Annotated in this window: 15 protein-coding genes; 10 read left to right on the top strand and 5 right to left on the bottom strand. The window is 72.9% G+C overall.

Features of this window, described 5'->3' with window-relative positions; genetic code table 11:
• Nucleotides 1–34: 34 nt before the first annotated feature.
• Entirely contained in the window at nt 35–1,219 is a 1,185-nt protein-coding gene (locus ACFFR3_RS16080; protein WP_379483349.1) for an RNA-guided endonuclease InsQ/TnpB family protein, read from the bottom strand.
• 351 nt (nt 1,220–1,570) lie between these two features.
• Here ACFFR3_RS16080 and ACFFR3_RS16075 point away from each other — a divergent pair, with 351 nt between their 5' ends.
• Nucleotides 1,571–1,825, top strand: a complete 255-nt coding sequence (locus tag ACFFR3_RS16075; protein ID WP_345400638.1) for a sigma factor — start codon at nt 1,571–1,573, stop codon at nt 1,823–1,825.
• Here ACFFR3_RS16075 and ACFFR3_RS16070 read toward each other — a convergent pair.
• A complete protein-coding gene (locus ACFFR3_RS16070) occupies nt 1,822–2,403 on the bottom strand; it encodes a histidine phosphatase family protein (protein ID WP_345400641.1) in 582 nt (193 codons plus the stop codon). The genes ACFFR3_RS16075 and ACFFR3_RS16070 overlap by 4 nt on opposite strands.
• Nucleotides 2,404–2,441: 38 nt before the next feature.
• Nucleotides 2,442–3,353: a TIGR03621 family F420-dependent LLM class oxidoreductase gene (locus tag ACFFR3_RS16065; RefSeq protein ID WP_379483348.1), complete on the bottom strand. Its 912-nt coding sequence runs from the start codon at nt 3,351–3,353 to the stop codon at nt 2,442–2,444.
• Nucleotides 3,354–3,411: 58 nt separating this feature from the next.
• Between ACFFR3_RS16065 and ACFFR3_RS16060 the strand changes: the two genes are divergently transcribed.
• The 9 genes from ACFFR3_RS16060 to ACFFR3_RS16020 all read left to right on the top strand — a co-directional run bounded on the left by ACFFR3_RS16060 (nt 3,412) and on the right by ACFFR3_RS16020 (nt 11,601).
• Nucleotides 3,412–4,179 (top strand): phytanoyl-CoA dioxygenase family protein, encoded by a 768-nt coding sequence (locus ACFFR3_RS16060; RefSeq protein ID WP_364383495.1) that lies wholly within the window; start codon nt 3,412–3,414, stop codon nt 4,177–4,179.
• Complete coding sequence (locus ACFFR3_RS16055; RefSeq protein WP_379483347.1) at nt 4,164–5,120, top strand: phosphotriesterase family protein; 957 nt, start codon at nt 4,164–4,166, stop codon at nt 5,118–5,120. Before ACFFR3_RS16060 ends, ACFFR3_RS16055 begins: the two co-directional genes overlap by 16 nt.
• On the top strand, nt 5,117–6,325 hold the full coding sequence (locus ACFFR3_RS16050) for a cytochrome P450 (RefSeq protein ID WP_379483346.1): 1,209 nt from the start codon (nt 5,117–5,119) through the stop codon (nt 6,323–6,325). Before ACFFR3_RS16055 ends, ACFFR3_RS16050 begins: the two co-directional genes overlap by 4 nt.
• Nucleotides 6,326–6,374: 49 nt before the next feature.
• A complete protein-coding gene (locus ACFFR3_RS16045) occupies nt 6,375–7,238 on the top strand; it encodes a Gfo/Idh/MocA family protein (protein ID WP_364383504.1) in 864 nt (287 codons plus the stop codon).
• 199 nt (nt 7,239–7,437) lie between these two features.
• The gene (locus ACFFR3_RS16040; RefSeq protein ID WP_379483345.1) at nt 7,438–8,418 is read left to right on the top strand and encodes an ABC transporter substrate-binding protein; all 981 of its coding nucleotides are present in this window, start codon (nt 7,438–7,440) and stop codon (nt 8,416–8,418) included.
• Between the two features lie 2 nt (nt 8,419–8,420).
• Complete coding sequence (locus ACFFR3_RS16035; protein ID WP_379483344.1) at nt 8,421–9,545, top strand: FecCD family ABC transporter permease; 1,125 nt, start codon at nt 8,421–8,423, stop codon at nt 9,543–9,545.
• On the top strand, nt 9,542–10,315 hold the full coding sequence (locus ACFFR3_RS16030) for an ABC transporter ATP-binding protein (protein ID WP_345400661.1): 774 nt from the start codon (nt 9,542–9,544) through the stop codon (nt 10,313–10,315). The genes ACFFR3_RS16035 and ACFFR3_RS16030 overlap by 4 nt, the downstream gene beginning before the upstream one ends.
• Nucleotides 10,312–10,971, top strand: coding sequence for an adenosylcobinamide amidohydrolase (locus ACFFR3_RS16025; protein WP_364374630.1), 660 nt, complete (start codon nt 10,312–10,314; stop codon nt 10,969–10,971). The genes ACFFR3_RS16030 and ACFFR3_RS16025 overlap by 4 nt, the downstream gene beginning before the upstream one ends.
• Nucleotides 10,972–11,016: 45 nt before the next feature.
• Nucleotides 11,017–11,601, top strand: a complete 585-nt coding sequence (locus ACFFR3_RS16020; protein ID WP_364374627.1) for a Uma2 family endonuclease — start codon at nt 11,017–11,019, stop codon at nt 11,599–11,601.
• Here the strand turns inward: ACFFR3_RS16020 and ACFFR3_RS16015 are convergent.
• On the bottom strand, nt 11,564–13,249 hold the full coding sequence (locus ACFFR3_RS16015; RefSeq protein WP_364374645.1) for a hydantoinase B/oxoprolinase family protein: 1,686 nt from the start codon (nt 13,247–13,249) through the stop codon (nt 11,564–11,566). The two genes, ACFFR3_RS16020 and ACFFR3_RS16015, sit on opposite strands and share 38 nt — an antisense overlap.
• Nucleotides 13,249–15,252: a hydantoinase/oxoprolinase family protein gene (locus ACFFR3_RS16010; RefSeq protein WP_379483343.1), complete on the bottom strand. Its 2,004-nt coding sequence runs from the start codon at nt 15,250–15,252 to the stop codon at nt 13,249–13,251. Before ACFFR3_RS16010 ends, ACFFR3_RS16015 begins: the two co-directional genes overlap by 1 nt.
• Nucleotides 15,253–15,349 lie beyond the last annotated feature (97 nt).

Genomic DNA, 15,349 nt, shown 5'->3' with positions numbered 1-15,349 from the left:
GACTCCTCCGTTCCGTGAAGGGAGCGGCTTCTCGCTAGGCCGCTTCCGCAGCCCGGCGAAGGGCAAGCCCTGCCCTGAGGATGTTGATGGCCGCGTTGACGTCGGCGTGCGTGGCATGCCCGCACGCCGTGCAGGCGAACGCGGCCTGGGTGACGCGGTTCTCCTTCGCGCAGTGCCCACAACGGGCACACGTGCGGGAGGTGCCGGCAGGGTTGACTGCGATCAGCTCTCGACCGGCGCTTTCAGCCTTGTGCGCGAGGATCGTCAGGAACACCCCCCAGCCCGCGTCCAGGATGCTGCGATTCAAGCCGGACTTGGCCGCGACGTTGCGGCCGGGAGCGTCGATCGTGCCGGACGCCGAGCGGGTCATGTTCGTGATCCGCAGGTCCTCGTGCACGATCACGTCGTAGCCGCGGACCAGCACGAGCGCGGTCTTGTGCGCGTGGTCGAGGCGCTGGCGGCGGACCTTGCCGTGCATGGCGGCCACCCGTGCGACGGCCTTATGGCGGCGCTTGGAGCCGCGTTTCTTGCGGGCCAGGTCGCGCTGCGCGGCGGCGAGACGATCAGCGGTCGCGGCCAGGTGGCGCGGATTGGCCACGTGCGCACCACCGGAGGTGGTGACCAGCGAGGCGACGCCCAGGTCGATCCCGGCCACCGCACCCGTGGCGGGCAGCGGCCCGGTCGGCACGTCGTCGCACGACAGGACCACATACCAGCGCATGCCTTCCCGCTTCACGCTGATCGTCTTGACCCGGCCCCGGATCGGGCGGTGCTGGTGGACGCGGACGTGCCCGACACCCTGGAGCCGCACGAACGTGGCCGAGGGGTGTTCGGGCTGGGAGTCCCACCGGCAGCCGTCACCGTCCCTGGGCCACTCCACGCTGTCGAACCGGCCACGCCCCTTGAACCGTGGAAACCCCGGCGTACGCCCGGCCTTGACGCGGTCGAAGAACGCGCGGAACGCCTTGTCGAGCCGCCGCAGCGTGGCCTGCTGCGAGGAGAACGACCACCGGCCCTGCCCGCCCGCATCGTCGGCACGGATGTACTTCAACTCGGCCGACTGGTCTGCGTACCGGACGCTCACCCCCGCCTTGGCGTAGGCCGTACGCCGGTGCTCCAGCGCGGCGTTGTACAGCGTGCGATGATCCTCCAAGCAGGCGGCGAGTGCGGCGGCCTGCTTGACCGTGGGACGCAACAGGAACGTGAACGCCCTACGCACCGCCACCACCCTTGGACGGCCGCTCGCCCCGCCTCTCGATACAGCGCCGCACCGTCTCGGCCGACCCCGCGCCCGGCACCGCACCGGCCGTGGCCACGCAGCAGGATCGCGACCACAGCATGGGCAACCAGGAACGCACATGGCCGAACTCGGCACGCAGGTGATGGAGGTGAAGTGTTCGTCGGCCTTGACGCACACGATCGTTATAACAGCGCGGTCCACCTCATGCGCGACGAAACGGAGATCTCTCATGCGCAGACCAGGCAGATCAATGCACGCTGGGGACTTGACGGCCTTCCCGCTCCCGATTCCACCGTCGCCTGAAGGCGACGGGCCCCTCGGGAGAACCTGATGGACCTGTGCGCGCGCCTGACCGCCGGCGACCTCGACGCGCTGGCCGACGCCTACGACCGGCACGGCCCGTACGTGTACGGCGTCGCGGTCGCGGTCACCGGCAGCCAGGCGCACGCGGAGGAGGTGACGCAGAGCGTGTTCGTCGCCCTCTGGGAGCAGCCGCTGTCGTACGACCCGGCGCTCGGGTCGTTACGCGGCCGGCTGGTGAGCAGGGCGCTGCACGAGTCGGCCCTGCGCGCGAAGGTCGGTTAACTCACAGGGGCGTTCCAGGTCAGCAGCACCGGCTCGGCGTGCTCGTACCCGAGCCGCGAGTACGTGCCGGTGTCGAGCTTGAGCAGCCGTCCCTCCTCGGGCGCCAGGCCCAGCCAGCGGGCGGCCAGCACGCGCAGGAAGTGCCCGTGCGCCACCAGCGCCACCCGCCCGTCCACCGCGCGGGCCCGCTCGATCACCCGGTCGGCGCGCACCGCCACCTCGGAGGCGCTCTCGCCGGGATGGTCGGCGTCGCCGGGGATCACGCCGTCACGCCACAGGTACCAGCCGGGCCGCGTCTCGCGGATCTGCGGCGTGGTGATGCCCTCATAGCCGCCGTAGTCCCACTCCCACAGGTCGGGGTCCACCTCGTACCCGCTCAGCCCGGCCAGCTCGGCCGTGCGTCCCGCGCGCTGGGCGGGGGACACCAGCACCAGCTGGAAAGGCTCCTTGACCAGCGGCGCCAGCGCCCTGGCCTGCTCCTCGCCGTGCTCCGTCAAAGGCAGGTCCGTACGGCCGGTGTGCCTGCCCGCCTTGCTCCACTCGGTCTCTCCGTGCCGGAGCAGCAGCATCTCGTTCATGGCCCCCATCATCCGCTACGGCCCCGGGCCGCCCGCCGTCAGGTGCCCGCCAGCTCCTCGGCGACGGGCTCGAAGGCGGGCAGATCGCGCTCGTGGTGCAGCACGAAGTAGGACAGGTCGTGCTCGTCCCGCCAGTGGCGGAGCTGGTCAGCGATGTCCTGCCGGGTGCCGAGCAGGAGTTGCGGGGTGCCCTCCAGCGGCGCGGTCCGCGCGGCGCTCCACGACTCGTCGGCCTTGAGCTCGCCCACCGCCATCACGCTCGTGCCCAGCTCCAGGCGGGGGTAGCGGTCACCGGCCGCCTCCTTGACGACGGCCAGCCTGTTCTCGAGCGCGGCGGGGCCGCCGTCGCGTACGTCGGGGCCGCTCCCGTCGGGCAGCACCCGCAGGGCGAGGTTGACGACGTCGGCCTCCCGGGCGGCCAGGCGGAGCATCCTCGCGCCGCCCGCGCCGATCACCAGCGGCGGGCGGGGCCGCTGCACGGGCTTGGGGCGCTGGTCGAGGCCGGTGACGCGGTAGTGCCGCCCGTCGAAGCTGAACGGGCCGTCGCCCCAGAGCCCCTTGAGCACGGTCAGGGCCTCGCCCAGCCGCTCGACCCGTACGCCGGGAGGCTCCAGCCGCAGCCCCGCGCCCGCGTAGTCGGCGGCCATCCAGCCGGTGCCGATCCCCACCTCGAGCCGCCCGCCCGACAGCACGTCCAGCGTGGCGGCCTCCTTGGCGAGCACGGCGGGATGCCGGAAGTCGTTGGCGAACACCAGCGTGCCGACCCGCAGCCGCCCGGTGGCGCACGCGGCCGCCGTCAGGGCCGCGATCGGCGCGAACCTGTCGCCGGTGAGGTGGTCGGGCACCAGCAGCACGTCGAACCCGGCGCCCTCCAGCCGCCTGGCCTTCTCCGCCCACGCGCGCCCCGACTCCGCCTGCCTGATCACCGCGCCGAACCTGAACCGCCGCATGGCCCCGAGTGTAGACGGAGGTCTTACCAAGCGCTTGCTCTGGTGCGAGACTGTGCCCATGGAGATCCCGGTACGGGAGGCGACCGCCGCCGAGGCGGGCTTCTTCGCCGCGCACGGCTGGGTCAGGCTGAGCCGGCTGATCGACCCCGCCACCGCCGCCGCACTGCGCGAGCGCGCCCTGGAGCACCTGAGCGAGCGGTCCAGGGAGCATCGCGGCCCGGTGGACGCGGCGTTCGGCCAGTCCAGGGACGTCGCCGCGACCGACGAGGCGTTCGCCGCCCTCGCCCTGCACCCCCAGATGGGACGCAACGCCGTCCGGCTGCTGCACGGCGTGCGGGCCGTCCGCGTGCAGGTCACCAACCTGCTCGTCAAGGAGGCGGGCGAGCACGGCGCCACCGAGTTCCACCAGGACTTCCCCTGGATGCCGATGGACCGCTCGGCCATGCTCACCGTCTGGCTCGCCCTCGCCGACGTGCCCGCCGGCATGGGCGCGCTGCGCTTCTACGCGGGCTCGCACCGCCACGGCCTGCTCGGTCGCAGCTTCACCCGCCCGGATGACGACCAGCTCACCCAGCACCCCTGGCTGAAGGAGCTGGAGCTGTCGCCGCCGCTCGACCTCGAAGCCGGCGACGCGACCGTGCACCACGCGCTGACCGTGCACGGCGCGCCCGCCAACCGCCACGACCGCCCCCGCCTGTCCTTCACCGTCACCTACTTCGACGCCGACGCCCTCTACACCGGCCTGCCCTACGCCCAGACCGACGGGCTCGGCCTCCAGGTCAACCGGCCGTTCGAGCACGAGAGGTTCCCGTGCCTGCAACCGTGACGGGCCCGGTCGCCGAGCTCGGGGCGACGCTCATGCACGAGCACGTCTTCGGGCTCAGCCCCGAGATCCTGTGGAACTGGCCGGACATCCCCGAGGGCTGGGACCTGGAGACGCGCGCCCGCGAGGCCGCCGCCAAGCTCGACGCGCTCAAGGCGGCCGGGATCGACACCGTCGTGGACCTGACCGTGGTCGGCCTCGGCAGGTACGTCCCCGCCGTGCAGCGGGTGGCCGAGCTGACCTCGGTCACCATTGTGGCCGCCACCGGGCTCTACACCTACGACGCGCTGCCGCCGTACTTCGGCAACCGCGGGCCGGGCTCGCTGTTCGGCGGGCCCGACCGGCTGGCCGAGTTCTTCGTCCGCGACCTCACCGAGGGTATCGGCCGGACCGGCGTCAAGGCGGCCATGCTCAAGTGCGCCTCCGACCGGCAGGGCATGACCGACGGTTGCCGGCGGGTCTTCAGGGCGGTCGCCGAGGCCCACCTGACCACCGGGGCGCCCATCACCACCCACTCGCACAGCGCCTCCAGGGGCGGGCTTGAGCAGCAGAAGCTGCTCGCCTCGCTGGGCGTGGACCTCGGCCGGGTGGTCATCGGCCACGCCGGCGACTCCACCGACCTCGCCTACCTGGAGGAACTGGTGGCGAACGGCTCCTACCTCGGCATGGACAGGTTCGGGATCGACACGATCTGCCCGTTCGACGACCGGGTGGCGGTCGTGGCCGCGATGTGCGAGCGCGGCCACGCCGGGCGCATGGTGCTCGGCCACGACTCCTACTGCTTCAACGACCGGTTCGACGCCGCCGTCGTACGCCGCCGCCACCCCCGCTACCACCTGCTCCACATCTCCCAGGACGTGCTGCCCGCGCTGCGCGCCAGGGGTGTCACCGAGGAGCAGATCCACCAGATGCTCGTCGGCAACCCGCGGAGGATCTTCGGATGACCGAGCACGCGACCCTGGGCGACTTCGACGTGAGCGCCGCCTGGCACGTGGCCGGCCCGTACCCGTTCCTGGCCAGGCTGCGCAGGGAGGCGCCGGTGTTCCGCAGCGCGCAGCTGGGGGCGTACGTGCTGACCAGGTACGCCGACGTGCGCGCGGCCTACGGCGACCCGCGCCGCTTCTCCTCCAAGGGCTCGCTGACGATCTCCCGCAGCCTCACCCAGGAGACCCGCGACAAGCTGGGCGAGCACGGCTCGTTCCTGTCGAGCTTCGTGGCCAACGTGGATCCGCCCGACCACACCCGCCTGCGCGGGTCGGTGTCGCGGGCGTTCACGCCGCGCGCGGTGGCCGCGCTGGAGCAGGAGTTCCGGCGGCTCAACGAGGACCTGCTCGACCGCCTCGCCCCGTGCGGCGCCGCCGACTTCGTCACCGAGATCGGGCACGAGCCGTCGGTCAAGCTGACCGCCCGCTTCATCGGCGTGCCGGAGGAGGACGAGGCGTTCGTGCAGGCGCACGTCAAGGACTGGTTCCAGCTCTTCCTGTCGCCGCAGCCGCCGCAGCGCCAGCTCGAGCTGGCCGCGAGCTTCCTCGACTACCTCGCGTACGTGGACCGCCTGGTGGCCGAGCGCGCCGCGCGCCCGCGCGACGACTTCACGTCCCTGATGACCTCGCTCATCGGCGCCGAGCTGACCCACCGCGAGGTGGTCGAGCTGATCTCGACGATCCTGCTCGGCGGCAACGACACCGTGCCGAACCAGCTCGGCAACACCGTGCTGCGGCTGCTCAGGGAGGGCCGCTGGCCGGTGCCGGAGCCGCTGCTGGCGGGCGCGTCGGAGGAGTGCATGCGCATCGACGGAGCCTCGCTGGGCTCGTTCAGGTACGCCACCGACGACGTCGTCCTGCACGGCGTGACGATCCCGGCGGGCTCGCTCGTGCTGCTGTCCACCGACTCGGCGGGACACGACGAGAGCGTCTTCCCCGAGCCCGAGCGGTTCCTGATCGACCGGCCCAACGCGGCCGACCACCTGGTCTTCGGCTACGGCATCCACTTCTGCGTCGGCGCGGCGCTGGGCCGGCTGCAGCTGCGCACGGCGCTGGAGGTGCTCGGGCGGCGGCTGCCCGGCCTGCGGCTGGTTCCCGGGCAGGAGATCGCGTACCGCAGGTCGCTCGTGGGCCGCGGGCTGACGGGCCTGCTCGTGAAGTGGTGATCTTCTCCTCTATGGTGGGAAATATCCTGATTTCCTGAGGAGGACGTGCATGGAGCCGGTGGCGGTCGGACTGATCGGGGCGGGACCCTGGGCGCGCATGGCGCACGCGCCCATGCTGGCCGAGAGCCCGCACACGCGGCTGGCCGGCGTCTGGGCCCGCCGCCCCGAAGCCGCCGCCGAGCTGGGCGCGCCGGTGTTCGAGCGGGTCGAGGAGCTGTTCGAGCACTGCGAGGCCGTCGCGTTCTGCGTCCCGCCCGCCGTCCAGGCCGAGTACGCCGTCCGCGCCGCCCGCGCGGGCAAGGCGCTGCTGCTGGAGAAGCCGCTCGCCGACTCGCTCGACGCCGCCCAGCGCGTCGCGGACGCCGTCGCCGAGTCCGGCGTCGCCTCCCAGATGGTCTTCACCATGCGCTACACCGCCGCCACCCGCGCCTTCCTGGCCCGCTGCGCCGAGGTCGAGCCGTTCGGCGGCCACGCCGCCAACATCTCCGGCGCGCTGCTCGGCGACCACCCCTTCGCCACCCCCTGGCGGCTGGAGCGCGGCGCCCTGCTCGACGTGGGACCGCACGTGATCGACGTGCTCGACGCCGCGCTCGGCCCCGTCACCGGCGTGCGCGCGCACGGCCACCCGCTGCGCTGGATCGGCCTGCTGCTGGAGCACGAGGGCGGCGCGGTCAGCGAGGCGTCGCTGAGCATGGCCGCGGGCGGCGACGTGCCGCCGTCCACCATCGCCGTGTACGGCCGCACCGGCAACGCCGTCCTGCCGCCCCGCGACGGGGACGACGACCACTTCGCCAGGGTCGCCGAGGAGTTCGCCGCCACCGTCCGCAAGGGCGGCGGCCACCCCCTGGACGCCGCGCACGGGCTGCGCATCCAGCGGATCATCGCCGAGGCGGAGGCCCAACTCGCCCCTTGACGCGGCGGGCGTATGAGGGATTGATAGCGTTTGCCCGACGCGCAGAGCGCAGCGAAGTCCGGTGAGAGTCCGGCGCTGTCCCGCAACTGTCATAGCCAGGTCGCCTGCCTCCGCGCCGACGCACATCAACCCTCGTGGAAAAGGGTGATCCGTCACTACCAGCGGGTCTCTCGGTTCCAACAGTGTGAAAGGACTACTCGTGAGGCCCGTACGCACGGCCTTCGCGGGCGCGCTGCTGGGAACGCTCGTCCTGGCCGGTTGCGGCCAGACCGGCACCACAGCCGGCCCCGGCGCAGCCCCCACCTCAGCGTCCGCCGCCCCCTCCGCCGCCCCCTCGGCCGCCGGCTTCCCCGTCACCGTCGAAGCGGCCAACGGCAAGGTCACCATCCCCAAGCGGCCCGAGCGCATCGTCTCGCTCTCGGCCACCCACACCGAGACCCTCTACGCCATCGGCGCGGGCTCCCAGGTCGTCGCCGTCGACGACCGCTCCAACCACCCGCCTGAGGCCCCCAAGACCGACCTGTCCGGCTTCAAGCCGAACGTCGAGGCCATCGTCGCCCAGAAGCCCGACCTCGTCATCCTGTCCGACGACCTCGACGACGTCGTCTCCGAGCTGGGCAAGGTGAACGTGCCCGTGCTGCACCAGCCCGCCGCCACCGGGCTGGACGAGGCGTACGAGGAGATCTCCGAGCTGGGCGCGGCCACCGGGCACCAGGACGAGGCCGACAAGGTCGTCACCGGCATGAAGACCGCCATCGAGGACCTCGCCGCCAAGGCGCCCAAGGACACCGAGCTCACCTACTACCACGAGCTCGACCAGACCCCCTACGCCGTGACGTCCAAGACGTTCATCGGGCAGATCTACGGCCTGTTCGGGCTCACCAACATCGCCGACAAGGCGCCCGACGCGGCCGGCGGCTACCCCAAGCTGTCCGCCGAGTTCGTCGCCCAGGCCGACCCCGACCTGATCTTCCTCGCCGACGTCAAGTGCTGCCAGCAGAACAAGGACGCGCTGGCCGCCCGGCCCGGCTGGAAGAACCTGTCCGCCATCAAGGACGACCGGGTGACCGAGCTCGACGACGACATCGCCTCCCGGTGGGGGCCGCGCGTGGTCGACCTGGCCAGGAGCATCGGCGAGGCCGTCACCAAGGCCTCGGCGAAGACCGACGGCACGGGCTGACGATGGCGAAACCCGCCGGCCCCGCCCGACCCGACGGGGCGGCACCGGCCGGCTCCGCGCGGGCTGACGCGGCGGAGCGGGCCGGCCCCGCCCGGCCCCGCCCCGCCGGCGCCCGGCCCGCGCGGGCGCGGCCGCTCTGGATCGCCGGGGCGCTGGTCCTGCTGGCCGGGTGCATGATCGCCGGGCTGCTCGACGGGGCCGCCGACATCTCGCCCTGGCAGGTCGTGCTCCAGGTCGCGGACTGGCTGCCGTTCACCCACGTCGACTCGGGGCTGGCCCCGGTCGAGCAGGGGCTGCTGTTCGAGCTGCGGCTGCCGAGGGTGCTGGTCGCCGCCGTCGTCGGCGGGCTGCTCGCCATGGCGGGAGCCGGGTACCAGGGCGTCTTCCGCAACCCGCTCGCCGACCCTTACCTGCTGGGCGCGGCCGCCGGGGCCGGGCTGGCGGCGACGGCGGCCATCGTGCTGCTGCCGTCCGCCAGCGTGCCCGTGGCCGCGTTCGCGGGGGCGGTGGGCGGGGTGTTCCTGGCGTACACGCTGGGCAACACCGCGGGACGCAACGGCGGCACCGCCACGCTCGTCCTGGCCGGCGTCGCGGTCACCTCGTTCCTCACCGCGATCCAGACGTTCCTGCAGCAGTTCGAGGTCGAGAAGCTGCAGCGCATCTACGCCTGGATCCTCGGCGACGTCGGCGGCGGATGGGACCAGCTCCTGCTCGTCCTGCCGTACGCCGCCGTCTCCGCCGTCCTGCTCCTGCTGCACGGGCGCATGCTCGACGTGCTGTCCGTGGGCGACGAGGAGGCGGCGGGGCTCGGCGTACGGGCCGGGCGGGTGCGCTTCGTCGTGCTGCTCGCCGCCTCCCTGGCCACCGCCGCGGCCGTCGCGGTCAGCGGGCTCATCGGGTTCGTCGGCATCGTCGTCCCGCACGTCGTGCGGCGGCTGGCCGGCGGCTCGTACCGGATCGTGCTGCCGCTGTCGCTCATCGGCGGCGCGGCCTTCCTGGTGATGGCCGACCTCGTCGCCCGCACCGTGCTCGCGCCCGCCGAGCTGCCGATCGGGGTGGTCACGATGTTCGTGGGGGCGCCGTTCTTCGTCGCCGTCCTGCGCATGACCAGGCGGGTGGTCACGTGATCGGGGCACGCGGGCTCACCGTACGGCTGGGCGAGCGCGAGGTGCTCTCCCAGGTGGACCTGCACGTGCGGCGCGGCGAGTGGACCGCCGTCATCGGGCCCAACGGGGCCGGCAAGTCCACGCTGCTCAAGGCCGTCATGGGGCTCGTCGCGCACCGGGGCGAGGTCACGCTCGGCGGGCGGCCCGCCGCCGCGCTCAAGCCGCGCGAGCGGGCCAGGCTCGTCGCGTACGCGCCCCAGACGCCCGCCCTGCCGCCCGACATGACGGTCTTCGACTACGCGCTGCTCGGGCGCACGCCGTACATCCCCTACCTGGGGCGCGAGAGCGGGCACGACCGGGCCGTCGCCGAGTCCGTCCTGGAGCGGCTCGACCTGACCGGGCTCGCGATGCGGCCGGTCGGCGAGCTGTCCGGCGGCGAGCGGCAGCGCGCCGTGTTGGCCAGGGCGCTCGCGCAGGAGGCGCCCGTGCTGTTGCTCGACGAGCCCACCACCGCGCTCGACCTCGGCCACCAGCAGCAGGTGCTGGAGCTGGTCGATCGGCTGCGCCGTGCCGACGGCCTGACCGTCGTCACCACCCTGCACGACCTCACCGTCGCCGGCCTGTACGCCGACTCGCTCCTGCTGCTCGCCGAGGGCCGCGCCGCCGCCACCGGCGAGCCCGCCGCCGTGCTCACCGAGGAACTCGTCGGACGGCACTTCGACGCGCAGGTCAAAATCGAGCCGGGCCCCGACGGGCGGCCTGTCGTGCATCTCGTCAGGGGAGGGACATGAAGCTCACCTACCGCGTCGAGGACGGCGCCAGGCTCGGGGCGCTGCTGTGGGAGTTCGGCCCCGGGTGGCGGATGATCTCCTCCGCGCCGCTCGGCGGGGGCATCGGCGAGCGCGAGTGGGTGCTGAACGCCCAGGTCGTGGCCGGGTACGCGCGCATGGACCCGGCCGACCACCTCATCTCGCTCGGGCCCTCCCGCGGAGCCGGGGTCGGCATGATGACGGCCGCCTCCGTCGACCGGTACGTCCGCGCCACCGACGGCGGCGTACGGGCCTGGGCCACGGTCGGGCTCCGCGTCCCCACCTGGGCCGCCGCCCCTGAGGGCCACCAGGACCCGGAGCTGGCCCCCATCCGCGTCGGCACCATCAACATCGTGGTCGCCCTGCCCGTCGCCATGACGGACGCGGCCCTGGTCAACACCGTGATGACGGTCACCGAGGCGAAGACCCAGGCCATGCTCGAAGCCGGCTTCGCAGGCACCGGCACCGCCTCGGACGCCGTCTGCGTCGCGGCCCGCGCGGACGGCCCGCAGGAGCTGTTCGGCGGCCCCCGCTCGGACTGGGGCGCCCGCGCGGCCCGCGCCGTCCACACCGCCGTCCTACGCGGCGCCGAAGCGTGGCGAGACCATCACTCAAGGTCAACCTTCTTGGGTAAGTAGCATGTGCACGAGGGTCTGACTCCCGATACTGAGTGGGTGACCGCAATGGCGACGATCGAACCGGCCAAGCACGTCGCGCGGACCGAGGCGCTCAGCGCGCCGTTCACCGTCGACGACCTGCTCGAGATCCCGGATGACGGGTTCCGATACGAGCTCTTCAACGGGAGCCTGCTAGTGAGTCCTGCCCCCACCCCCGTCCATCAGGACATCATCTTCGCGCTGCAGATGATTCTGCATGCAGCCAAGCCCGCCCACCTGAAGGTGCTGTCGACAGTCAACGTGCGGGCGAGCGACAGCGACTTCTACATTCCCGATCTCGTCGTCGTGCCGAAAGTTGCGGCCAAGTCCGTGAGACTGATGTTTCGGCCGGAGGATGTGCTGCTGGCGGTGGAGGTCGTCAGTCCGGGGACTGCGGCGGTGGATCGGAACCTGAAGAATGCGGCTTTCGCAGCGGCGGGTATCCCTGCTCACTGGCGGCTTGAGCCTGGGCAGGGGCCCGCGTTGCATGTCTATGAGCTTGATGGCGACTCCTATGCCGAGCCGGTCGTGTTCCGGGCAGGTGCGCGAGCCGATCTGTCCGAGCCCTTCCCCGTCAGTTTCGATCCCGGTGATCTGACTGATCTGGCGTGAAGCCGTAGTCCTTTTCGGCGCCTCGTCGGGTGAGGTGGCCGGTGGCGAGGTCTGTTTCGATGGCCGACCTCTCGCGGGCCGTGGGTGGGCCGAGGCCGGCGCCGCCGGTTGTCTCCACGATGAAGGCTTCGCCGGCCGTGAACCGCACGTTGTTCGCCTTTGAGGGGAGGCGTTCCACGGTGCCGTCCCGGTGGCGGCGGTAGAAGCCGCCCACCCGGCCTGGCTGCCCGCCGTCGCGGCCCGGTGGCGGGAGGCGGAGGCGGTCGCCGCGCGTGGTGACGTGGCAGTCGGCCAGGAAGCGGTAGACCGTGCGGGAGCCCAGGCCGCCCCTGTAGCGGCCGGGGCCGCCCGAGTCGGGGACGGTCTCGATGGACTCCACGATGATCGGGCAGCGGCTCTCCACCGGCTCGGCCTGGGGCACCGAGTTGCGGCCGATGCCGAAGTGCACGCCGGTCGCGTCGGGCCCGTCCAGGCCGCGCCGGGCGCCGGCGCCGCCGAAGTCGTACGACAGATGGATCCAGTACGGCGCCCCGACGGCCGCGATCGAGAACGGCTGCAGGATCCCGCCGGCCGCGATGGCACGCTCGGGCACCGCGTCGGACAGCGCCTGGAAGACGGCCTCCATGGCGGCGTAGACGGGCACGTACCGGCCGCCGCAGGGGTAGGGGGAGCGGGCGTTGAGCAGGCTGCCCTCGGGCAGGTGCACGTCGATGGCGCGCAGGCAGCCGTCGTTCATGGGGATCGCGGGGTCGAGGAAGCAGCGGACGGCGAACACGGCGGCGGCCAGCGACTGCGACGCGGAGGCGTTGATCGCGGCCGGGACCTGCGGGCCGGTACCGGTGAAGTCGAGCCGCGCGGCCCCGTCGCCGAGGACGACGGCCACCCGGACGTGATGCGATTTCTCGGGATCGATGCCGTCGTCGTCGATCGGGTACGCCGCCTCCCACCGACCCGAGGGCAGCTCCGCGAGCGCCGCCCTGGTCCGCGCCTCGGTGTGGTCGAGGTAGTGGTCCACGCCTTCGGCCAGGCCGCGCACGCCGTACTCGGTGATCAGCGCCTCCAGGCGGGTCGCGGCGACGGCGGTGCCCGCCACGAGGGCCCGTACGTCGCCCACGACCTTGCCGGGGGTGCGGCTGTTGGCCCGCAGGATGGCCTCGATGGCCGGGTCGAGGCCGTCGCGGGTGGCCAGGCGCACCGGCGGGAGCTGGAGGCCCTCCAGGAAGATGTCCGTGGCCAGCGGGGCCATGCCGCCCGCCGAGAGGCCGCCGAGGTCGGAGACGTGGATCATGGTGGCGGTGAGGTACGCGGGGACGCCGTCCACGAAGACCGGGCGGTAGACGAGCAGGTCGTTGGTGTGCACGCCGCCCCGGTAGGCGTCGTTGAGCGCGTACACGTCGCCCGGTGTCATGGTCTCGGGCGGGAAGTCGCGCAGCAGCTCGGGGAGCGCGACCTTGAGCGCCATGCTGTTCATCAGCGTGGTGGCCATGGAGTGGGCGATCAGCCGCCCCCGTACGTCGAGGATCGCGGCCGAGGCGTCGGAGCCCTCCACGATGAACGTCGAGTACGCCGACCGCACGACCACGATGCCCGCCTCCTCGGCGGCGACGACGAGCGCGTTGCGCAGCACCTCGGCGGTCAGGGGGTCCATCACGGCTCGCTCCTCCTGGTGAGGTGGACGGCGCGGGTGCCGGTGAGTGCCGCGGTCCAGCCGGGCGGTACGACGATGGCCGACTCGGGGTCCTCGACGATGGCGGGACCACAGAGCGCGCCCGCGCCCCCGAGTGTCTCCCTGGTGTGCACGGGCACCTCGGCACGGCCCCCGCACTCGGGAAAGTACGCCCGCCGCGAGCCCGGCGTCCCACCCGTCGTCGCCACGGGCTCTTCCGCACTCTCCATGGGAGGGGGTGGCAGGGTGACGCGTACGCGGTAGCTGACCAGTTCGATCTCGCCCCGTTGCGCGATCCCGTACACCTCCTCGCAGCGCCGCGCGAACCGCGACTCCAGCGTGGCGCGGTCGGGGGTCCACGGGATGGTGAGCTCGTGCGCCTGGCCGCGGAAGCGGGCGTCGACCGAGCGGGTCACGGTGGCGGCGGCGAGCGGGACGTCCAGGTCGTCGGCGGCGTCGGCGGCGAGCGCGGTGAAGACGGACTCGGGGTCCGGCGCGTCGAGCCGGGTCAGCACCCGGTCGGCCGACAGCGTGCCCGCGAGCAGCCCGGCCGCCGAGGCCACCCCGCAGTACGGCGGCACCACCACGGTCGCGATCCCGAACCGCTCCGCCACCCGCGCCGCGTGCATGGGCCCGGCCCCGCCGAAGGCGACCAGCGCGAACCCGCGCGGGTCGATGCCCCGCTGCACGGTGACCACGTGCACCGCCGACGCCATGGAGGCGCTGACGATCGTGTGCACGGCGTACGCCGCCTCCTCCCGCGACACCCCGAGCGGCCCGGCGAGCCGGTCCAGGGCGGCCCCGGCGAGGCCGGGGGAGAGCGGGATGGAGGCCGACGACAGGTAGCCGAGGACGAGGTTCGCGTCCGTGACGGTCGGCTCGTCCCCGCCCAGGCCGTAGCAGGCGGGGCCGGGGGAGGAGCCGGCCGAGCGGGGCCCGACGCGCAGCGCGCCCGCCGGGTCGAGCCAGGCCACGCTGCCGCCGCCCGCTCCCACCTCGGCCAGGTCGATGGCGGGCGTCTTGATCGGCACGCCGGTGCCCGCCCGCCGCCCGCCGAAGCTGCCCTTGCCGCCGACGTGGAACTCGTGCGTGATCTCCGGCCGCCCGCCCCTGATGACGCAGGTCTTGGCGGTGGTGCCGCCCATGTCGAACGAGATCGCGTCCGCGAACCCGGCTCCCGCCGCCGCCAGCACCCCGGCGGCGGGCCCCGACTCGATGGTGGCGACCGCCCGCCGCGCTGCCAGCTCGGCGGAGAGCACCCCGCCGCCGGACTCCATCACGTGGACGGGCGCGTGGATCCCGATGCCGGCCAGCCGCTCGCGCAGCCGCGACAGGTACGCCGCCATCAGCGGCCCGACGTAGGCCGAGACGATCGTGGTGGTGGCCCGCTCGTACTCGCGGATCTCCGGCCAGACCTCGGAGGAGACGACCACGTTCTTGACCGACTCGCGCAGGATCGCCGCGGCCTGCCGCTCGTGGGCCGGGTTGGCGTAGGAGTGCAGGAAGCACACGGCGACCGACTCGATGCCGCGGCCGGCGATCTCGGCGGCGACCCGGCGTACCGAGTCGGGGTCGAGCGGCGTGAGCACCTCGCCGCGGGCCGAGACGCGCTCGGTCACCTCGAAGCAGTCGCCGGGGGAGACGGGCGGGGGCGGCGGGGTGAAGCGGAGGTCGTAGCGGTCCTCCTCGACGCGGGCGTACCGGCCGAGCGGGATCGTGGCACGAAAGCCGCAGGTCGTGACGAACGCGACGCGCACCCCGGTGCGTTCCAGTACCGCGTTGGTGGCCAGGGTCGTGGCGTGCACCACCCTCGTGACCTGGGCTGGGTCGCTCCCCGCGAGCGCGCGCGTAACGCCGGTGACGATCCCCGCGATGGGGTCGTAGTGGGTGCTCAGACATTTGGCCACGGAGATCGAGCCGGACGTGCTGCGAACGACCACGTCGGTGAAGGTGCCGCCGACATCGACGCCGATCGTGATGCCCATTCAGGTACGTTATGTCCCCGAGCAAGCGCTTGTCTACGTAGCGGTCTATTGACTTACGGCACCTGATTGGGACGCTGGTCCTAGTCGTGCGTTTGGA

The sequence above is a fragment of the Nonomuraea salmonea genome, from assembly GCF_042428605.1.
In the GTDB taxonomy this organism is placed as follows: domain Bacteria; phylum Actinomycetota; class Actinomycetes; order Streptosporangiales; family Streptosporangiaceae; genus Nonomuraea; species Nonomuraea salmonea.
The sequence above is the reverse complement of the archived record's forward strand: the minus strand, read 5'-3'. Positions and strand labels throughout refer to the sequence as shown.